18 protein-coding genes are annotated in these 20,280 nt (G+C 65.4%); 12 read left to right on the top strand and 6 right to left on the bottom strand.

Features of this window, described 5'->3' with window-relative positions; genetic code table 11:
• Window positions 1-130 precede the first annotated feature (130 nt).
• Complete coding sequence (mazG, locus tag N2603_RS22030) at window positions 131-991, bottom strand: nucleoside triphosphate pyrophosphohydrolase (protein WP_260423999.1); 861 nt, start codon at window positions 989-991, stop codon at window positions 131-133.
• Between the two features lie 126 nt (window positions 992-1,117).
• Here mazG and queC point away from each other — a divergent pair, with 126 nt between their 5' ends.
• A complete protein-coding gene (gene queC / locus N2603_RS22035) occupies window positions 1,118-1,855 on the top strand; it encodes a 7-cyano-7-deazaguanine synthase QueC (RefSeq protein WP_260424000.1) in 738 nt (245 codons plus the stop codon).
• A gap of 150 nt (window positions 1,856-2,005) precedes the next feature.
• Here the strand turns inward: queC and N2603_RS22040 are convergent, their stop codons facing one another.
• The 3 genes from N2603_RS22040 to nthA are packed head-to-tail and all read right to left on the bottom strand — an operon-like array spanning window position 2,006 to window position 3,665.
• On the bottom strand, window positions 2,006-2,383 hold the full coding sequence (locus N2603_RS22040; RefSeq protein WP_260424001.1) for a nitrile hydratase accessory protein: 378 nt from the start codon (window positions 2,381-2,383) through the stop codon (window positions 2,006-2,008).
• Window positions 2,383-3,042, bottom strand: coding sequence for a nitrile hydratase subunit beta (gene nthB / locus N2603_RS22045; RefSeq protein WP_018641929.1), 660 nt, complete (start codon window positions 3,040-3,042; stop codon window positions 2,383-2,385). The genes N2603_RS22040 and nthB overlap by 1 nt, the downstream gene beginning before the upstream one ends.
• Window positions 3,039-3,665 (bottom strand): nitrile hydratase subunit alpha, encoded by a 627-nt coding sequence (gene nthA / locus N2603_RS22050; protein ID WP_260424002.1) that lies wholly within the window; start codon window positions 3,663-3,665, stop codon window positions 3,039-3,041. The genes nthB and nthA overlap by 4 nt, the downstream gene beginning before the upstream one ends.
• A 62-nt stretch (window positions 3,666-3,727) precedes the next feature.
• Here nthA and N2603_RS22055 point away from each other — a divergent pair, with 62 nt between their 5' ends.
• From N2603_RS22055 to N2603_RS22075, 5 genes are all read left to right on the top strand, one after another.
• The gene (locus tag N2603_RS22055; protein WP_260424003.1) at window positions 3,728-4,486 is read left to right on the top strand and encodes a hypothetical protein; all 759 of its coding nucleotides are present in this window, start codon (window positions 3,728-3,730) and stop codon (window positions 4,484-4,486) included.
• 141 nt (window positions 4,487-4,627) lie between these two features.
• Entirely contained in the window at window positions 4,628-6,100 is a 1,473-nt protein-coding gene (locus N2603_RS22060; protein ID WP_018641931.1) for a DASS family sodium-coupled anion symporter, read from the top strand.
• A 242-nt stretch (window positions 6,101-6,342) separates the two neighbouring features.
• On the top strand, window positions 6,343-7,467 hold the full coding sequence (locus N2603_RS22065; RefSeq protein ID WP_482151230.1) for a methionine ABC transporter ATP-binding protein: 1,125 nt from the start codon (window positions 6,343-6,345) through the stop codon (window positions 7,465-7,467).
• Window positions 7,457-8,122: a methionine ABC transporter permease gene (locus N2603_RS22070; protein ID WP_260424005.1), complete on the top strand. Its 666-nt coding sequence runs from the start codon at window positions 7,457-7,459 to the stop codon at window positions 8,120-8,122. The genes N2603_RS22065 and N2603_RS22070 overlap by 11 nt, the downstream gene beginning before the upstream one ends.
• Before the next feature lie 29 nt (window positions 8,123-8,151).
• Entirely contained in the window at window positions 8,152-8,925 is a 774-nt protein-coding gene (locus tag N2603_RS22075) for a MetQ/NlpA family ABC transporter substrate-binding protein (RefSeq protein WP_260424006.1), read from the top strand.
• 154 nt (window positions 8,926-9,079) lie between these two features.
• On the opposite strand, the gene N2603_RS22080 is transcribed toward N2603_RS22075, so the two are convergent.
• Window positions 9,080-10,072: a helix-turn-helix domain-containing protein gene (locus tag N2603_RS22080; RefSeq protein WP_260424007.1), complete on the bottom strand. Its 993-nt coding sequence runs from the start codon at window positions 10,070-10,072 to the stop codon at window positions 9,080-9,082.
• Between the two features lie 169 nt (window positions 10,073-10,241).
• Here N2603_RS22080 and N2603_RS22085 point away from each other — a divergent pair, with 169 nt between their 5' ends.
• Together N2603_RS22085 and N2603_RS22090 are read left to right on the top strand one after the other, a co-directional pair.
• A complete protein-coding gene (locus N2603_RS22085; RefSeq protein WP_260424008.1) occupies window positions 10,242-11,432 on the top strand; it encodes a serine hydrolase domain-containing protein in 1,191 nt (396 codons plus the stop codon).
• 15 nt (window positions 11,433-11,447) lie between these two features.
• Window positions 11,448-13,436 (top strand): primary-amine oxidase, encoded by a 1,989-nt coding sequence (locus tag N2603_RS22090; protein ID WP_260424009.1) that lies wholly within the window; start codon window positions 11,448-11,450, stop codon window positions 13,434-13,436.
• Window positions 13,437-13,445: 9 nt separating this feature from the next.
• Here the strand turns inward: N2603_RS22090 and N2603_RS22095 are convergent, their stop codons facing one another.
• The gene (locus N2603_RS22095; RefSeq protein WP_260424010.1) at window positions 13,446-14,003 is read right to left on the bottom strand and encodes a helix-turn-helix domain-containing protein; all 558 of its coding nucleotides are present in this window, start codon (window positions 14,001-14,003) and stop codon (window positions 13,446-13,448) included.
• A 677-nt stretch (window positions 14,004-14,680) separates the two neighbouring features.
• Here N2603_RS22095 and N2603_RS22100 point away from each other — a divergent pair.
• The 4 genes from N2603_RS22100 to N2603_RS22115 all read left to right on the top strand — a co-directional run bounded on the left by N2603_RS22100 (window position 14,681) and on the right by N2603_RS22115 (window position 20,263).
• Entirely contained in the window at window positions 14,681-16,672 is a 1,992-nt protein-coding gene (locus N2603_RS22100; protein WP_260424232.1) for a TonB-dependent siderophore receptor, read from the top strand.
• A 57-nt stretch (window positions 16,673-16,729) separates the two neighbouring features.
• Window positions 16,730-18,019: a siderophore utilization protein FsrB gene (fsrB, locus tag N2603_RS22105; protein ID WP_260424011.1), complete on the top strand. Its 1,290-nt coding sequence runs from the start codon at window positions 16,730-16,732 to the stop codon at window positions 18,017-18,019.
• 132 nt (window positions 18,020-18,151) lie between these two features.
• Window positions 18,152-19,225 carry a hypothetical protein gene (locus tag N2603_RS22110; protein WP_260424012.1) on the top strand — a complete coding sequence of 358 codons (1,074 nt, stop codon included), beginning with the start codon at window positions 18,152-18,154 and terminating at the stop codon, window positions 19,223-19,225.
• Window positions 19,226-19,447: 222 nt separating this feature from the next.
• Entirely contained in the window at window positions 19,448-20,263 is an 816-nt protein-coding gene (locus tag N2603_RS22115; RefSeq protein ID WP_260424013.1) for a hypothetical protein, read from the top strand.
• Window positions 20,264-20,280: the final 17 nt, after the last annotated feature.

Here is a 20,280-nt window from a genome sequence, read left to right on the forward strand (position 1 = left end):
GTCGTCCCGGCGAAGGCCGGGATCCATCCCGCGTGATCCATCAAGGTTGTTCGGTCTTCGTACCGCCCCACACATAACCCCAAGTCTTCGCCAAATTGCCTCCCCGGCCTTCGCCGGGACGACGGCGGGGTTAGCGGCGGGCCTGGTTGCTTCTCTCAGCTGTCGTTAGCTGTTGCGCCTCGCCCTTCGCCGCATTCCACAGCGCGTCCATCTCCGCCAACGACGCCTGCTCGAGCGTCCGGCCCTGTGCCTCCAGCGCGCGCTCGATGAACGCAAACCGTCGCTCGAACTTCGCGTTGGTCGCGCGCAACGCGGCTTCCGGATCGGCGTCGACATGGCGGGCGAGGTTGACGAGGGCGAACATCAAATCGCCGGTCTCTTCGGCGATCTCCTGCTTGTCGTTGCGGTCGAGCGCGGCCTCGATCTCGTCGGCTTCCTCACGGATCTTTTGCAGGACCGCGCGCGGGTCATTCCAGTCGAAGCCGACGGTGGAAGCCTTGCGCTGGAGCTCCATGGCGCGGGTCAAAGCGGGCTGGCCGGTCTTCACGCCCGATAGCAGCGACTTGTGCGTCGGCGTCTCCTCCGGCGGCCGGCGTGCGGCGCGCTCGGCCTTCTCCTCCGCCTTGATGCGGTCCCAGACTTCCTTGACGTGGTGCGGGGCGAGGTTGCCGTCCTTGTCGGCGAAGACATGGGGATGACGGCGGATCATTTTCCGCGTGATGGCCTCGACCACGTCCCCGAAGGCAAAGGCGTTCCGCTCCTCAGCCATCTGGGCGTGGAACACGACCTGGAGCAGGAGATCGCCGAGCTCCTCTCTGAGATCGTCGAGATCGCCGCGGGTGATGGCATCGACCACCTCATAGGCCTCCTCGATCGTGTAGGGCGCGATCGTCGAAAAATCCTGCTCGAGGTCCCAGGGGCAGCCGGTCACCGGCGTACGCAGTGCCGCCATGATCTCGATCAGGCGGGAAATGTCGCGGGAAGGGGTCATTGCGGGGCGGTCTCCTGGGTCCAAAGCGTTATGCCAAAAGCGGCCCGCCGTTCCCAGCGCCGGCATACGGAACAGGCCGATTTCCACCGATTGGCGGGCGGGGTGCGCAGTGCTAAAGCGCGGGCCATGAGTGACGCATTTTCCTCGCAAACCGCGCTGGTGCTGTTTTCCGGCGGCCAGGATTCCACCACCTGCCTTGCATGGGCGCTGAACCGCTTTGCCCGCGTGGAGACGCTGGGGTTCGAGTACGGCCAGCGCCACGCCATTGAGCTCGCCTGCCGCGACCGGCTGTTCGACGGCATCAAGGGCCTCCGCGCCGATTGGGCCGCAAAGCTCGGCGAGAGCCATACGCTGTCGATCCCGACGCTGGCGGCGGTGTCGGAGACGGCACTGACGCGCGACGTCGCCATCGCGATGGGGGCCGATGGCCTGCCCAACACGTTCGTGCCGGGCCGCAACCTCGTGTTCCTCACCTTCGCCGCCGCCCTGGCTTACCGGCGCGGCATCACCCACATCGTCGGCGGCATGTGCGAGACCGACTATTCCGGCTATCCCGATTGCCGCGACGAGACCATCCGCGCCATGCAGGCCGCGCTCTCGCTCGGCATGGCGAGGCCCTTCGAGCTGCACACGCCGCTGATGTGGATCGACAAGGCCGCGACCTGGAAGCTGGCGCATGATCTCGGCGGCGACGGGCTGGTCGACCTCATTCGCGAGCAGTCCCACACCTGCTATCTCGGCGAACGCGGCGCGCAGCACGACTGGGGATATGGGTGCGGGGAGTGCCCGGCGTGCAGCCTGCGGGCGAAGGGGTGGCGGGAGTATGGCGGGGAGGTAGCGCCACGCCCAGCGTCGTCATCCTGAGGTGCGCGCTCTTGCGCACCTCGAAGGATGGGCCGCAAGCGCGCTTGGAGCCCATCCTTCGAGGCTTCACCTTGCGATGCTGGGCATCGCAAGGCTCGCACCTCAGGATGACGGCGGAGCGACTGGCTACAGTACGGCGATGGCGAAGGCCTACCGAAAATCCTCGTCCCTGAGCTCGATCGGCTTGCCGTGGGGCGTGCGATCCGCGGCGTGGTCCCAGGCGTCGCGATAGCGGTGCAGCGTGTCCATCGAGGCGACGCCTTTCCGCGCGACGAGGCCTTCCAGCGTGGCGAGCCAGTGCAGATAGTAGGTCTCGCCCGTATCAGGATCGCCGGCGGCCTGCGCGCGCTTGATCTCGGAGGCCAAGGCTGCGGCCCATTCCGGCCAGGTGAACACACCACGCTCGTGGAGCGTCAACGCCATCGCGAACGCATGCGCCTCCCATGGCGCGCGGAACACCGGGCCGTCGTCGTCACGGGGAATGCTTGGAATGGCCGCCGTCGCGGCGGCAGCAGCGCTACCACTCATTACGCCGGATCCAGATAAGGCTCGAACGCGTCGATCGAGACCTTCAGCGTCGGATCGCCGTCCTCGCCCCAGAGATCGCGCCCCTCGAACACGACGGTGTAGAGCCATTGCGGATTCTCGCCGAGCTCCATCGCCGCCGAATCCGGGAACACGTGGCAGCCGTGATTCAACTCGACCACGCCGACATGGCCGCGGACATAGCGCGGCAGCCGCGTGTGCGTCGCCGGATGGATGTTCTTGGCGCGGACGCGGTCGCCGATGTTGAATTTTGCCGCCGCCGGAGCAGGGCGGGCGAACTTGCCGCGCACCATGATGCGCTCGACCTGGGTGAGATCGAACTTGCCGTGCTTGAGTGCCTTGGCCGGTTGCATCGCGTGACCGGCAGCGACCTCCTCCCTTGTGAGGTAGCCCTTCTCGATCAGCATCTCCTCGAGCCCGAGAAACCATTTCTTGTAGTAGGAGCTCGACAGATAGACGTGCGGCGGCAGCGTCTCGCGATAGAAGCGCGAGGTGTCGATGTTGAAGGCGCCGGCCGCGCCCATCGCGCGCACCATGGCCAGCACGCGCGACTCCCATTCCTCGTGAAACATCGGCTCGTTCGGCTCGGGCTCGACCTTGCCGAACCCGTCCATGCCGCCCATGTCGTGCACGCCGTTCATGACGGTGCTCCCGGCGTCCTGGGAAAGCCGGTGCCGATCATGGAATCGCGCGTGACGAGCTCGGCGAGCTGCTCCTCGCTCCATCCTTCGGTGCCCGCGGGGCGCATCGGCAGCACCAGGAAGCGGGTCTCGGCTGTGGAGTCCCAGACCCGGATTTCCATGTCCTTCGGCAAGCTGACGTCGAAATCGGCGAGCACGCCGCGCGGATCCTTCACCGCGCGCGAGCGGTAGGGCGCGGCCTTGTACCACACCGGCGGCAGCCCCAGCATTTCCCAGGGGTAGCAGGAGCACAGCGTGCACACGACCATGTTGTGCCGCTCCGGCGTGTTCTCGACCACGACGAGATGATCGCCGACGCGGCTGACATGACCGAGCGTGCCGATCGCCTTGGAGCCATCCTCCAGCAGCGCCTTCCTGAAGTCAGGATCGGTCCAGGCCTTGGCGACGACGCGCGCGCCGTTATGCGGGCCGATCTTGGTCTCGTAGGCCTGGATGATGGCATCGAGCGCGGCCGGCTCGACATAGCCTTTTTCGGTCAGGATCGTCTCGAGCGCGCGCACGCGCAGCTCGGTCTCGGACAATTCGGAATGGTCGTGATCGTGGTCGTGATGATGCTCGCTCATGGCGCGAAGATAGTCCCAGAATCCGGGCCTTGTCGAGGCGAAGACTCTGCTAACATCGTGCCATGGGCTTGGCTGGACGAACCGGAATAACCGCTGCAATTGCGGCGCTTGTCGCACTTGCGGCACGGGATGCGCACGCGGCGAATGGCGCCTATGCGGTGGATGCCGCCGACATCTCCGAGGTCGGCTCCTGCAAGGTCGAAAGCTGGATGTCGGCGGCGAGCAACACCGATTTCCTGGCGGTCGCCAATCCCTCCTGCGTCGTCGATCCCTTCAGGCCGATCGAACTGAGCATGCAGACCATCCGTGGCCGCAGCGATGGCGACTGGAGCACGACGGTTGCGCCCAAGGCCAAGACTAATTTCATCCCGACCGGCGTCGGCCGCTGGGGATTGTCGGCCTATGGCGGTGGATCATTCGACGTGGCGACCGGCGAGGCGCTGACCGCCTTTGCCGTCATACCTGCGACTTACCGCCTGTCCGAGACGACGCGTATCAACGTCAACGCCGGCTGGCTGTGGGACCGCACGGTGGACCATCACTATTTCACCTATGGCATCGGCTTCGACTGGAAGTTCACGGACACGTTGGAATGGACGATCGAGACGTTTGGGCAGGCCGGCACCGCCGAGACCGCGAGCGTCGTGCAACCGCGCTTCCAGACCGGTGTGCGCTACCGGCCCAACGAGATATTCTCCGTCGACGTGATCTACGGCCGCAACATCACCGGCGAGAACGCCAACTGGATCACCGTCGGCACCACCATCCGGTTTCCGGTCCACGGCAGTGAGCCGGAGCATCGGCGCACCGGGCATTTGTGAGCCTACGGAAAATCGGGCGCGGAGCGACAGAACCCGAGTCTGGCCATTGATCGCGCTGCAGACAGTTCGTATACGCCGAGCTGGGACAAAAACGGCCCGGCCAACGGGCGCACGATGTGACGGCAATCGAGGGGAGGGCCCATGGCCGCTGGTTCGCAGGCGCCTGAAGCAAAAGGGTTTCGCTGGAAGCTGATCGCGCCGCTCGTGGTGTGGCTGGCGATCTATCTGTGGCCCGTGCCCACGGGGCTCAACGTCAATCAGTGGCACTATTTTGCCGTTTTCGCGGCCGTCATCACCGGGCTCATCCTGGAATCGATGCCGGTCGGCGCGGTCGGCTTCATCGGCCTGACGGTCGCCGGCGTCGCCGGCTATATCGATCCCGATCCCGGCAAATCGCTGCGCTGGATGCTGGCGGGTTTTGCCGAGAGCACGGTGTGGCTGATCGTCGGCGCCTTCGTGTTCTCGATCGGTTACCGCAAGAGCCAGCTCGGCCGGCGCATCGCGCTGGTGCTGGTGCAGCGGCTCGGCCGCAACACGCTCGGCCTCGGCTACGCGGTTGCCATGTCGGATTTCCTGCTGGCGCCGGCAACGCCCTCCAACACCGCGCGCAGCGGCGGCATCGTCTATCCCATCATCAGCAACATTCCCCGCATCTACGGCTCGGAGCCCGGACCGACCGCCGGCAAGATCGGCACCTATGTGATGTGGACGGCTTTCGCCGCGACCGCGATCACCAGCTCGCTGTTCTTCACCGCGCTCGCGCCCAACGCGGCAGCGCTGGCGATCGCCAAGAAGACCGCCGGGGTCGAGGTGAGCTGGGGCCAGTGGTTCATCGGCTTCGCGCCGCTCGGCATCCTCCTGATGGTGCTCGTGCCGCTGCTCAGCTATCTCGTGTGCCGCCCGGAGGTGAAGCGCAGCCCGGAGATCTCCGAATGGGCGGCGAAAGAATTGTCGGCCATGGGGCCGATGTCGCGCAACGAATGGATCATGCTGGCGCTGATCGTGCTCGCGATGTTCCTGTGGATCGCGGGCTCGAGCCCTGACATCCACGTGCCCGTGCTCGGCTCGAACTTCGTCAACGCCACCACCGTCGTGTTCATCGTGATCTCCTTGATGCTGGTCACCGGCGTGATCGAGTTTGCCGACATCGTCAGCGAGAAGAGCGCCTGGGAGGTATTCTTCTATTTCACCTCGCTGCTGACGCTGGCCTCGGGCCTCAACGAGATCGGATTCATCAAATGGTTCGCGACCGAATACGCAAAACCGCTCGCGGGGCTGTCGCCGTCGACCGCGATGCTGCTCTTGGTCGCGCTGTTCTTCTGGATCCACTATTTCTTCTCGAGCATCACCTCGCATGCGGCCGCCGTGCTGCCGGTGGTGCTCGCGGTCGGATCAGGCATCCCCGACCTGCCGGTCACGACGCTGGCCATGCTCTGCATGTATTCGCTCGGCCTGATGGGCGTGATCTCGCCTTACGCGACGGGCCCCGCGCCGATGTATTTCGGCAGCGGCTATATCGGGAAGGGCCAGTTCTGGGGCTTCGGGCTGATCTTCGGGCTGCTCTATTTCGCCGGCCTGCTCTTGATTGTGCTGCCCTGGTTGCAGATGCGGTGAGCCGGGCGGGAGGCTGATACCCCCGGCGGAGGAATATTCTTCTCCGGGGAGGGATTGGGAAATCTTCGTCCATCCCCCCGCAAATATCTGAAATTGCAAGAAAGACCGGAAAAGGCGATGGTGCGTGCTGCGGTGCAGCGCGTTCCTTCCGGACCCTCACCGACGTTTCACTCCCCGTCGCTCGATGCGACCCGGTTCCCGTGCCCCGGGACAGCGAACTATTGTGCATGAAGGCCGCCTCCATGAACGCCCACCAATCGCTCGCGATCGGAAACCCGATCGAAACGCTTGAAGCGATTTCACCCGCTGCGACCGAGCCGGACGCGATGGTCCGTTTCGAAGGCATCTCGAAGACCTATCCAGCCTATCGCGGCAAGCCCGGCGTCAACGCGCTGCAAAACATCGACTTCGCCATTCCGCGCGGTTCCATCACCGGTGTGATCGGCCGATCCGGCGCCGGCAAGTCGAGCCTGGTGCGGCTCATCAACGGCCTGGAGAAGCCGACCACGGGCCGCGTGATCGTGGACGGCCGCGATATCTCGGCGCTCGCGGGTCGCGAACTGCGGCTGGCGCAGCGCTCGATCGGCATGATCTTCCAGCACTTCAACCTGCTGTCCTCGCGCACGGCTGCCGACAATATCGCGCTGCCGCTCGAGATCGCCGGCTGGGCCAAGGCCGACATCCGCGTGCGTGTAGCCGAGCTGCTCGCGCTCGTCGGAATCGCCGACAAGCATGACCGTTATCCGTCCGAGCTCTCCGGCGGCCAGAAGCAGCGCGTCGGCATCGCGCGAGCCCTCGCCACGCGGCCGAGCGTGCTGCTGTCGGACGAGGCGACGTCGGCACTCGATCCGCAGACCACGCGCGCGATCCTCGACCTGCTCGCCAACATCAACCGCGAGCTGGGGGTGACCATCGTGCTGATCACCCACGAAATGTCCGTGGTGCGCCAGCTCGCCAAGGAGGTGGTCGTGCTCGATGCCGGACACGTCGTCGAGAGCGGCCATGTCGCCGACATCTTCACCCATCCCAAACATCCGATCACGCAGTCCTTCCTGGCCGAAGTGGTCGGCGACAGCCTGCCGGTCTCACTGGCGAGCCGGATCGTGGCGGAGCCGCCCGCGGGCGGACAGGCCGTGATCCGCGTGCAGGTGCGCGGAGCAGGGGCCGGTGACACGGTGGTGGCGCGGCTCGCGCGCGAGCTCGGCCTCGACGTGGCGCTGCTGTCGGCCCGCATCGACGAGATCGGCGGCCAGCATGTCGGCTCGCTCGTTCTCGGTGTCCCCGGCAGCGAGGACGTGCAGGCGCGGGTTCTCGCCTGGCTCTCTCAGTATCAATTCTCGGCGGAGCATCTTGGCTATGTCGCCTGAACTCATCAACCTGATCATCCAGGCCACGGGCGAGAGCCTGTACATGGTCGGCATCGCGGCGCTGCTCGGCACCGCCTTCGGCCTGCCGCTCGGCGTCTTCCTGGCGACCAGCCGGAAGGGCGAGCTGTTCGCGGCGCCCATCGTCAATCGTCTGCTCGGCGCCGTCGTCAATGCGACGCGGTCGACGCCCTTCATCATCCTGGTCGTCGCCATCATCCCGTTCACGCGGCTCATTGCCGGCACCTCGATCGGCTCGACCGCGGCGATCGTGCCGCTGACCATCGCCTCGGCGCCGTTCATCGCGCGCTTGGTCGAGGCCGCGATCCGCGAGGTCGATGGCGGGCTGATCGAGACCGCGTCCTCGTTCGGGGCATCTCCGATCCAGATCGTGCTCAAGGTGCTGATCCCCGAGGCGCTGCCGGGCCTCTTGCTGGCGCTGACGCTCGCGGTGGTCAGCCTGCTCGGCTATTCCGCCATGGTCGGCGCGGTCGGCGGCGGCGGCCTTGGCGATCTCGGCATCCGCTACGGCTACCAGCGCTTCATGCCGGAGATGATGCTGGCCGTCGTCGTCGTGCTGATCGCGCTGGTGCAGCTGGTCCAAAGCGCGGGCGACTATCTGGCGCGCCGGGTCAACCGCCGGCTGCGGCATCGCTGAACCCAACTTTTTCGAAACTGGAGACATCAATGCGTTTTCTCGCAACCCTTGCGGCTGCAGCCTTGCTTGCGACCTCGGCTCAGGCCGAAACCATCCGGGTCGGCGTCACCGCCGGTCCCCATGCCGAAATCCTCGACGTCGTGAAGAAGGTCGGCGCCGAGCGCGGCCTCGACATCAAGGTTGTCGAGTTCACCGATTACGTGATCCCGAACCAGGCGCTGGCGCTGAAGGACCTCGAAGCCAACTCGTTCCAGCACGAGCCCTACCTGAAGAACCAGATCTCCAAGACCGGCTGGAAGATCGTCAAGGTCGCCAACACGATCGGCTCGCCGCAGGGCGTCTACTCGCAGAAATACAAGAAGCTTGCCGATCTGCCGGAAGAAGCGCGCGTAGCGATCGCCAACGATCCCTCCAACGGCGCGCGCGGCCTGATGATCCTGGCGCTGCATGGCGTGATCAGGCTGAAGGACCCGAACAACGTCTCTTCGACCATCGCCGACATCACCGACAACCCGAAGAAGCTGCGCTTCGTCGAGCTTGATGCCGCCCAGCTTCCGCGCGCGCTGCAGGACGTCGACGTCGTCTCGATCAACAACAATTATGCGGTGCAGGCCGGCCTCAATCCGGCGACCGACGCGATCGCCCGCGAAAACCCCGATGGTCCCTGGGTCAACATTCTCGCCGTGCGCGAGGAGGACAAGGACAAGCCCTGGGTGAAGCAGCTGATCGAGGCCTATCACTCCGAGCCCGTGAAGGCGTTTCTGGAGACGCGTTTCAAGGGCACGTATCTGCCGACGTGGTAAGGGATCGGCCTGCATGGTTCTCCCGGCGATGCGGAGCATCGTCCGGACCGCTTTGGCGGGCTCCTCACCATGAGGTTCTGATATCTCGCCGCGAAACGTGACCTCATCCTGAGGGCGTCTCGAAGGATGGCCGCAATCGCTTGGGAAACGCGCGTCAGGCCGCGAGCCTGGCGCGCCGCAGCGTCTCCGAGGGCTTTTCGGAGAAGTGGCGCTTGTAATCCAGCGAGAACTGGCTGAAGTGCCAGAAGCCGTGCTGCACGGCGATGTCGTAGATGGACGTCTCGGCGGCGCCGCCGGCGCGTTTCAGATCGCGCCGCACCCGGTTCAGCCGCATCGCGCGCCAATAGTGCATCGGACTCGTGCCCAAGACCTCCTGAAAGCAATAGCCGAGCTTGCGCGGACTGGCGCCGACCGCCTTGCAGACCTCGAGCAATGAGAGGGAGCGGTCGGCGCTGCCATGCATCAGTGCGCGGGCGCGATCGACGGTGCGTCTGCGTGCAGCGGCGCTGCGGCCGGGATCGGTCGGCCGCGCCGTCGGCAACATGTCCATGATCTCGACGAGGAGGGCATCCTCCAGCACCTGCCGTGCCGCGGGATCGTCGAATTGCGCGGGTGCCGTCGTGATGGTCTCGTGAATGGCGGCGAGAAGCGCGCGCAGCCGCGCAACCGGCGCCTCCGCCATCTCGATCACCCGCAACTGATGCCAGACGCTGCGCGGCAGCGCGATGTCGAGACAGGCCGCCAGCTCCTCGATCAGCGCTGCGCTGGCGACGACGCCGCGTAGCTCGAACGCCTTCGGCGTGCACATATCGACCTCGGCGTCGATGCAGGCGATTACCTGGGCACCCGCAACACTGGCGCCGTTGCAATTGACCTCGCCGTCGCCATCCCAGGGCAGACCGATCCCAAAACTGTCCGCGCCAAGCTGGCCATACTGGCGAACTTGCTGGCTCGTGATCTCGCGGAAGACTTCGACGCGGGGCAGGGAGAGCTGGGTAAAACTGCCCTGGAAGGCGCCGGCGCTGATCTGGTCGTAGCTCAGGTGCCAGCGGCCGAGCGAGGCGCAGTGCTCGTCGACATCCGAGCTGCTGGCCTGGAGCAGGCAGGCAGCCGAGTCCTGAATCGGAAGAGTTGCGCTTAAGGCCATGACGATACGTCGGAATTTTCCAGCCAGGCAGGAACTACGTCAAGACTGGCATGCCCCGCGCCCCTGTCCAGCAAAATATTGCGGGATTTCGATAACGCCTGGCCACGCCGCGGTGCAGGCTTCCCGTTCCGACATCGCAGTCGGGATTTTGCTTCGCGGAGGGATCGAGATGCGACCGACCGATATCATGCGCGGCAGCCCGCCCGCGTCAGAGGCCCTGGTGACCCGCGCCAACTGGCGCAGCTTTCCTGCGATCCGCTGGGGCTTCACCCACACCCGCGAAGTGCTGCCGACGGCCGAGGTCCGCCGCTCCACGCATCCGTCGCCGATGCCAAGCGCCCCGCGCGAACTGCAAAAGCTCGGCTTCACCGCGCCGGACGGCAAGCCCACCACGGTCGAGGCGACATTGCGCGAGACCTTCGCCGATACGCTGCTCGTCATGCACCGGGGCACCCTGATCCACGAATGGTACGGCGACGGCATGACCGCGACCACGCCGCATCTGATCTGCTCGATCAGCAAGTCGATCGCCGGCACGCTCGGCGGCATTCTGGCCGCGCGCGGGCTGCTCGATCCGGAGGCGAGGGTGGTGCGCTATGTCCCGGAGCTGGAAACGTCCGTCTACGGCGGCTGCACCGTCCGCAACCTGCTCGACATGGCCGTCGCCATCAATTTCGAGGAGGATTACGAGGATCCCGTGGGCGACGTCGCGCGCTATCGCTTCTCCTCGGGCTGGGATGTGCCGCCTCCGGGCGTCGATCCCAGTCATCAGCGCGCCTATCTCACTACGCTGCGCGGCACCGGCAAGCCGCACGGCAAGGTGTTCCACTACGTCTCGACCAATACCGAAGTGCTCGGCTGGGTCTATGAGCGCGCCTGCGGCATGCCATACCATCGCATCCTCTCCGAATATCTCTGGCAGCCCTTGGGCGCGGAGGAGGACGGCTCCCTCACGCTCGACAGCCACGGCATGGGCCGCATCGCCGGCGGCATCTCCGTCACCGCACGCGACCTCATCCGCTTCGGCGAGATGATCCGCTGCCGCGGCGTGGTCGAGGGGCGGCAGGTGGTGCCCGGCTGGTGGATCGACGACATCCGCGAGAACGGCGATCCCAAGGCCTGGGCCGACGGCGACCTCGCCGAGTTCTTCCCGGGCGCGCGCTACCGCAGCAAATGGTTCACGATCGATCCGTCACGCAACGCGCTCACCGCGATCGGCATTCACGGCCAGCACCTCTATGTCGATCTCGACTCCGATACCGTCATCGTCAAGCTCGCGACGCAGCCCAAGGCGATGGACGTGCCGATCGATCAGCGCTGGTTTGCCGCCCTCAGCGCCATCACCGCGCATCTCGCCTGACTTTTGGACATGCCCATGCTCGATACCGTCAAAGCCAAACCGCAAGCGCAGGCTGCTGCGCCGCATCCGCTCGATCCGCTGACGGCTGAAGAGATCACCGCAGCCTGTATCCTGGTGCGTGCCGCCGCGACCTCACCGGAGAACTGCCGCTTCCCGACGGTACGGCTGGAAGAGCCGACCAAGCAGGAGCTGGCCGCAGGCGGGGCAGGGCGCCGCGCTTTCGTGCTGACGCTGGACGTGGCCACGGGCGAGGCGATCGAGCACGTCGTCGATCTCAGTCGTGGCGAGATCGTCGCGCGAAAAACCATTCCGAACCGCGAGGCGCCCTACGGGCAGCCTCCGGTGATGCTGGAAGAGTTCTTCAAGTGTGAGGCCGTAGTGAAGGCCGACGCCAGATGGCGCGCGGCGATGGTCCGGCGCGGGCTCAGCGACAAGGACATCGAGCTGGTCCAGGTCGATCCGTTCTCGTCGGGCTTCTTCGACAAGGAGTTCGAGCGCGGCGCCCGCATCGTGCGGGCCGTCAGCTATTTTCGCGAGCACCTGCAGGACAACGGTTATGCCCATCCGATCGAGGGCGTGGTCGCCGTCGTCGATCTGATCGGGGGAAAGGTGATCGATCTCACCGACGAAGACCCGATCGTGCCGATCCCGCGCAAGAAGCGGAATTACGGCGCGCATGAAGTCCAAAACCCGCGCACCGACATCAAGCCGCTGCATATCGAGCAGCCGGAGGGTGCGAGCTTTCGCGTCGATGGCTGGAAGGTCGACTGGCAGAAATGGAGCTTTCGCGTCGGCTTCACCCCGCGCGAAGGCCTGGTGCTGCATCAGCTCGCCTATCAGGACGGCGCGCGCAAGCGCTCGCTGATCCATCGCGCCAGCGTCACCGAGATGGTGGTGCCTTACGCCGATCCGACCGCGAACCATTTCTGGAAGTCGGCCTTCGATGCCGGCGAATACGGGCTCGGCATGCTCGCCAACGCGCTCGAGCTCGGCTGCGACTGCCTCGGCAACATCCATTATTTCGACGTGCCCGCCGCCGACAGCAAGGGCGAGCCCTTCGTCATGCAGAACGCTATCTGCATGCATGAAGAAGACTACGGAATTGCCTGGAAACACTACGAATTCCGTAATGGCCTGTTCGAGGTGCGCAGGTCGCGCCGCCTCGTGATCTCGTTCTTCGCCACCGTCGGCAATTACGACTACGGCTTCTACTGGTACCTCTACCAGGACGGCACGATCCAGCTCGAGACAAAACTCACCGGCATCATCCAGACCGCGGCCGTGCCATCAGGCGAAACGTACAGATGGGGCGGCATGGTCGACGACAATCTCGGCGGTCCCACGCACCAGCACTTCTTCAACGTGCGCCTGCACATGGATCTCGATGGCGGCGGCAACACGGTGACGGAGCACGACTTCGTGCCGCGACCCTGGGGCCACGACAATCCCCACGGCAACGTGTTCGACACCACGACGCGCGTGCTGTCGCGCGAGCGCGACGCCGCGGCGGTCGCCAATGGCGAGACCGGCCGGTTCTGGAAGATCAGCAATCCCAACCAGATCAATTCGGTCGGCAATGCGCCGGCCTACAAGCTCGTCGTCAATCCGAGCCCGCTGATGCTGGCGCAGGAGGGCAGCTACGTGCGCAAGCGCGGCGGCTTCGCCACCAAACACGTCTGGGTCACGGCCTTCGACAGGGACGAGAAATATGCCAGCGGCGACTATCCCAACGTCCATGCCGGCGGCGACGGCCTGCCGCGCTACGCCGCGCAGAATCGCAACATCGAGAATACAGACCTCGTGGTGTGGCACTCCTTCGGCCACACCCATGTCTGCAAGCCCGAGGATTTTCCGATCATGCCGGTCGAATATGCCGGCTTCATGCTGAAGCCGACCGGCTTCTTCGCCGCCAATGCGGCCTTCGACATCCCGCCGGAGCGCAACAGCCGCAGCGTGCTCGCGGGCGAAGGGAAGGGCGCCGCCTCGTGCTGCGACAAGGACTAGCGGCGGTAGTCAGCCCGCCGCCAGTTCGGTGTCGCCGACGGGAGGCAGAGCGATCGACGCCGGGCCTGCGACCAGGCTGTCGAGGTCGACCAGCAGCAGATCGGCAATGTGCGTGAGCTGGTGGAGCGGGATGCTGATCTCACCGCGCTCGGCCCGCGACACATCATCGGGCGAGATACCGATGAGGTTCGCCATCTGGCTCTCGGTGTAGCCACGCGCCTCGCGTGCGCCGCGGACCTGTGCGCCGATATGCCGCCGGTGCAACGTCTGCTCTTCCTCGGTCATCATCAGAGCCTGCTCGTCGAGGCTCGCAACGCCGTCCTCGAAGGCGACACCCAGCAGCCGCCGCTTCTGCCAGGCGACACGACAGGTCTTTCGCAGGCCATCGGCAAAGATCAGCGTGGCCGCTTTCGGAAACGCCAGCGACCAGTCGAGCTTCAGCCTTGCTCCGGTGCCGGAGACGTCCGCGATCGTGCAGGGGATGCTGACGGTGCCCCTGGCGCCGTCAAACTCGACCAGCCCCGTCCTCGCGGTTGATTGCCTGGTCGCAGCGCGCAATTCGCTCATGGACGTCGCCCCCGGATGCGCCGGCACAGAACGTTGCGGCACGGTCTGCAATGCAAATGAAATATCCCGCAACAGATTCTACCCCCACGGTTCCTCAGGCTCAATCGAGCGCCGAGGCCATGGTAAAGGATTCGTTCTCCGCGCCCGCTTGCGATGTCACTTGTGCTCGCGCTTCGTCGCATTGACCACATCGCCTAGAAGGATTCCAAATCCGCTCTCTCTGCGCCTGAGCGCATTCGCCGCACGTGCCGCGCACAGGTCTGGAGAGGTTCTAACCCGGTTCCTATCGCGCTCCGAAATCGCCTGCGTTAGGGCGAGGCATCAAAAACGATACCGGCGAAGCCGGCAGTGCGTGGGGCTGCTAAGACGTGACTGACTTCCAACTTCCTGCGCGTTTTGAAACGCGCCATCGACAGCTTCAGGTGCTCTTCTTCGGAGCCGTCAGCTCAGCGGCTCTCCTCCTTCCCCTTGGTCCCGTGCAGGTGCAGGCGCAGACGCAAATTTTCTCGGTCACCGTTGACGCGCCGGCCCATCGCGCACGTCCTGCGGCGACCGCGGCCTCGCGACGATCGGCATCGACGCGCACCTCCCGCGCCAATCGTCGTGCTCCCGCGCAGCAGGCCGCACCAGCCCAGTCGGCGTCGAATGGCGCGACGGGCGAACGCGCCGGCGGACCTGTGCGCGGGTTCGTCGCCACGCGCAGCGGCACCGCCACCAAGACCGACACGCCGCTGATCGAGACCCCCCAGTCGATCTCCGTCGTCACCACCGACCAGGTCCGAAACCAGGGCGCGGTCTCGATCGGCGAGGCGCTGCGCTACACGGCCGGCGTCAGCGGCGACGTCAATGGCGGCTCGGACACCCGCTTCGGCGGCCTCCAGATCCGCGGCTTCGACATGACCATGCCGGGCCTCTACATCGACGGCCTGCGAATCCCCTCCAGCAACTACGTGCATTTCAACGGGCTCGATCCCTACGGCGCCGAACGCCTCGAGGTTCTCAAAGGACCGTCTTCCGCGATGTATGGCGGCAGCGGCACCGGCGGCCTGCTCAACTACGTGACAAAACTGCCGACGGCGCAGCAGTTCGGCGAGGTCTCGATCTCCGGCGGCAGCTTCAACCGCTATCAGGGCCAGTTCGACATGGGCGGCCCGGCCAACAAGGAAGGCACCGTGCTGTGGCGCCTGACCGGCGTCGTGCGCGACGGCGAGACCCAGGTCGACTTCAGCAAGGACAATCGCGTCTTCATCGCGCCCGCCGTCACCTTCAAGCCGAACGAGGACACGACCCTCACCGTGCTCGCCAACTATCAGAGGGACCGGGCAGGGTGGGGACTCCAGTTCCTGCCAGCCTCCGGCACGGTGTGGCCGAACAACGGCCGCACCATTCCGGTCTCGTTCTTCGCGGGCGTGCCGAGCTTCGACGCCTTCAACACCGAGATCGCGACCGCCGGCTACCAGCTCTCGCACGATTTCACCGACAACATCACGTTTCGGCAGAACCTGCGCTACGCCTATCAGCACAATGAGGAGAAGGTGTTTTACGGCGGCGGCTATACCGACGAGGCCGCGGGGCAGCTCGCGCGCTATGGCAGCTACAGCAACTCCTATATCAACTCCTTTGCGGTGGATAACCAGCTCCAGGGCAAGTTCACGACCGGAATCCTGAGCCACACCACGCTGGTCGGGGTCGACTATCGCAACACCACGTTCCGCGACACCGCCTTTGGCGTCACAACGTCGGCGCCCACGGTCAACGTCTTCAACCCGGTGTACAGCTACGACTACGCTGTGAACGCCGTGGCGAGCGACAAGACCGGCGTCAAGCAGTCGCAGGTCGGCCTCTATGCGCAGGACCAGATCAAGCTCGGCCGGCTGTCGTTCCAACTCGGTGGCCGCCAGGATTTCGTGACGACGCAGGTCGACAACGGAATCGCCAACACGTCGGTCTCAAAGGATGCTTCAGCCTTCACCGGCCGCGCCGCGGCAATGTACAATTTCGACAACGGCATCGCGCCTTACTTCAGCTATTCGGAATCGTTCCTGCCGGTGCTGGCGACCGGTTTTGGCGGACAGATGCTCGATCCCGAGACGGGCGTCCAATACGAAGTGGGCGTCAAGTACCAGCCACTCGGCTGGAACGCGCTGTTCACCTTCGCCGCCTTCGACCTGACGCGCGACAATGTCGTCACCTACGTGCCTGCAGCGACCTATGCCGAACAAACCGGGCAGGTGAAATCGCGCGGCATCGAGCTCGAAGGCACGATGTCGCTCGCCGACGGCTGGAACCTGCGTGCGGCCTATGCCTATGTCGATGCCATGGTCACGCAGGATCCGGTGAATGTCGGCAAGGCGCCGGTCACCGTGCCGCTCAATCGCGCCTCGCTGTGGAGCGACTACACGCTCCAGAACGGGCCGCTGGCGGGCCTGCAGTTCGGCGGCGGCATTCGTTACGTCGGCGCGACATGGGGCGATGACGCCAACACGTTCAAGGTGGGAGCCTCGACCGTGCTGGATGCGCTGCTTGCCTACACCAGGGACAATTGGCGCCTGTCGCTGAATGTCACCAACCTCGCCGACACCCGCTACGTCGCCGCCTGCTACAACCTGTCGGGCTGTTTCTACGCGGAGGGACGTAAAGCGATCGGCAAGCTGACGTACCGCTGGTGAGTTCGAACTGAAGATGGTCCGGCAATGGGAAGCCGGACCTGCTGGATGAGAGAAGAGATGAGAGCAATATTCGGCAAACTACATCGCTGGGCGGGATTGCTCACGGCCGGATTCCTGTTCTTCTCCGGCATCACGGGCGCGATCATCTCCTGGGACCATGAGATCGACGACGTCCTGAACAGCCATCTCTTCGATGTCTCGACCAAGGGCCCGGCCATCCCGTCGATCGAGCTCGCCAAGATGATCGAGCAGCGCGACCCACGGGCGCGCGTCGTCTACCTCTTCATGACGCCGGAGGAGGGCCACTCGCTGTGGTTCTTCATCATGCCGCGGATCGATCCCGCGACCGGCAAGCGCTATCCGCTCGACTACAACCAGGTGTTCCTCGATCCCAACACCGGCGCCGAGCTCGGACGCCGCTATTGGGGCGCGGTGTGGCCCGTCACCCGCGAGAACTTCGTCTCGTTCCTCTACAAGCTGCACTACACGATGCACATCCCGGAATTCTGGGGCAGCGACCGCTGGGGCATGCGCGTGCTCGGCATCATCGCCATCATCTGGACCATCGACTGCTTCGTCGGCTTCTATCTGACGCTGCCGTCGCGGCGACGCGCCAAGGCGGCGCGGGCGCCCGAGGTCACGCGACAGCTCGACCGCGGCTTCTGGGCGCGCTGGGCGCCGGCCTGGACCATCAAGACCTCCGGCAGCGCCTACCGGATCAATTTCGACATCCACCGCGCCTTCAGCCTGTGGACCTGGGGCGTCCTGTTCATCATCGCCTTCACGGCATTCTCGCTGAACCTCTATTTCGAGGTGTTCTCGCCGCTGATGAAGATGGTGTCGAACTACACGCCGACACCCTATGAGCAGCGGCCCTATCGCGATCTCGATAACCCGATCGAGCCCAGGATGACGTTCGCCGAGATCGCCGCCCGCGCGGCCGCCGACGGCAAGGCGCGTGGCTGGACCACCCCGGTCGGCGCGCTCAGCTACGGCCCGGCCCATGGCGTCTACGCCGCCGCCTTCTTTCACCCCGGCGACGATCACGGCGCCGGCGGTGTCGGCCCGGCGCAGCTCTATTACGACAGCGAGGACGGCCGTCCGATCGGCGAGCGGCTGCCCTGGGTCGGCACCGCCGCCGACATCTTCGTGCAGGCGCAGTTTCCGCTGCATTCGGGGCGGATCGTCGGGCTGCCCGGCCGCATCCTGATCTCGATCATGGGCCTCGTCGTGGCCGCGCTCTCGGTCACCGGGGTCGTGATCTGGTGGCGTAAGCGCCGCGCCCGTGTCCGCGTGCGCGAGACCGCTGCGCTGCGCCTGAACCGGCAGCTCACGCCGGCTGAGTAGGGCGCCGGGCAAGTCTGTCCGGGCCCACCAATGCATTCAAATAAAAGTTGTGACGCGCCGCGCCTTTCCGTAAGGTTGCAAGGGTGAACGCGCTGCCACGCAGCGCGGGTGATCATTCGCCGGGAGCGTCCAATGACCACGCCTTGTCACTTCAACTCCGCTCAGTTGTCATTCGAGGGATCGCCGCTGGATCAGGCCCGGTGCCTGCTTCGCACCGTCAAGCCCCACGGCATCGTGGCCGAGGCGCCAGCCGATCTGCCGCCGGTGCTGTCCGGCCTGCTCGCCAGTCCCGCAGCGCTGGGGGTGACCAAGGCGCAGCTGCGATCATTCCTTCAGACGCAGGGGATTGCCGAAAGCACCGTGGGCGGCTCGGTGACGGATCGCATCTGCCACGCCAATTCCGACGACCCGAACGCACCGCTTGCGCGTTATTTCGTCATCCACGACACCAGCTTCAAACTGGGGGCCGGACAAGACTTCGACCCGGATTTCATCAACACGGCCGCCTGGTCCGGCAACAAGCTTTCGGGTCTGCCTGACGGCAAGACGCACATCTACATCACGCGCCTCGGCGAGACACGGACGGACCGGACCTACGGCACGCCTTGGCGCGCGACCCAGTTCGAAAAGCCGAGTACCCGCTTCAGGGGACTGTTCTTGCATCACGAACTGGTGCAGCCGCGCATGGGCCCCGGCACCCAGGACTTCCAGTCGCCCGACCCCGGATTCACGCCCGCCCAATATGCCAGGCTCGCGCTGCAATATGTCATCGCCGGCGTCAGGCGCGGCGAATGGATGGTCCCGGTCTACCATTGCGTGCTGGATCTGGGCGTGGGCGACCACGACGACCCCCAGCATTTCGACCTCGCGGCCTGGGACGCGGCCCTCCAGACGACGCTCGCGGGCGTCCGTGCGGAGCAGGCAGAGGCCGACGTAGCGGTAACGTCGGCGGCCCCGACCGCACCGCGCGCGCGGCGGACCAGAGCACGGAAAGCCGGACGGACCAGGGCGGCGAAGAAGGCCGCGCCGCGCAGGAAGGTCGCGGTCGCCAGGAAGCCCGCGAAAAAGACCTCCGCAAAGAAGAAGTCGCCGGCCAAATCGCCTGCCAAATCGCCTGCCAAGTCGCGCAAGACAGCCGCAGCTGTGAAGAAGGCGGGCAAGAAGACAGCCAAGACCCGCGCCAGGAAAAGCAAGAAGCGCGCATAGGCGCCACGTAGACGCCTGCGGAGCAGGGGGAGAGGGGCGGCGGGCCGCAAGTCTTGGCCTGTGCAAGACTTGGCTGTGCAAGACTTGGCTGTGCAAGTCCTGGCCTGTGCAAGTCCTGGCCTGTGCAAGTCCTGGCCTGTGCAGGTCCTGGCCTGCCGGTGAACCTTCACGCGGGGCACCGGCACCAAGACTGGAGATTGCTTCCAGCCTTTCGGACATCGCATGAGATCGCTCGCCTTGCTCTGCCTGCTCGTCCTGGCCATACCCGCGCGGGCGGGCGCGCCCGAGCAGAATTATCTCGACCTGCGCGACCGCTACATCGCAAAGTTCTCCAAGGCCAAGGAGAACGACGAGACCTTCAAGCAGCATGACGCGGCGCTCGAGGAGTTGGCACGCGTCCTGCGCGGCCTGGTGGGCCCGGTCACGATCAAGGGCCTCCCGGCTGACGGCAAGTCGAACGTCGATACCCTGTTCAATGGCGATTCAGGTTTCGGTCATCTCGATGGCCTCGGCTTCGCCTCCGAGGGCGACAAGATGCAGGCCGTGGTGACCACGACAGGGCTGTTGAAGCACTGGCTGGGCGAGCACCGCGAGGACGGCATGCCGCAGGAGATCGGCGCGGCGATCAGGTCGGACCGCTTCTACTATCAGGCAATCCAGGACGCCGCCTTCGCCAAATATGCGGAGCTGCCGGTTACAAAACCCGCAGGCGCGAGCGCCGCGGTCGCCGTGCTGGGCGTGCGCGGCAACGGCGATCTGAAGGGCCCGCCGGGCGAAATCGGCGTGGTCGTGATAAAGGGCGACAAGATCTTTTTCCTCTCTGCAAGCCACGCCGTGAAGACGGCCGAGATCCCGGCCTGTGAGAAAGTCTGGAAGCAGATGATGTCCAGGAAGACCCCGCAGGACGCCATGGCCAAGGAAGACCAGGCCATGGACGCCTACACAAAATGCTTCGCCAAGGAGGCGCCAAGCCAGGCCTGGTTCGCGGCGGCGGTGAAGAAGGCGCAGAGCCAGTTGGACCTGTTGCCGCTGCGCTGAGGCGAACGGCCGTCTTG

Source organism: Bradyrhizobium huanghuaihaiense (assembly GCF_025200885.1).
Taxonomy (GTDB): Bacteria; Pseudomonadota; Alphaproteobacteria; order Rhizobiales; family Xanthobacteraceae; genus Bradyrhizobium; species Bradyrhizobium huanghuaihaiense.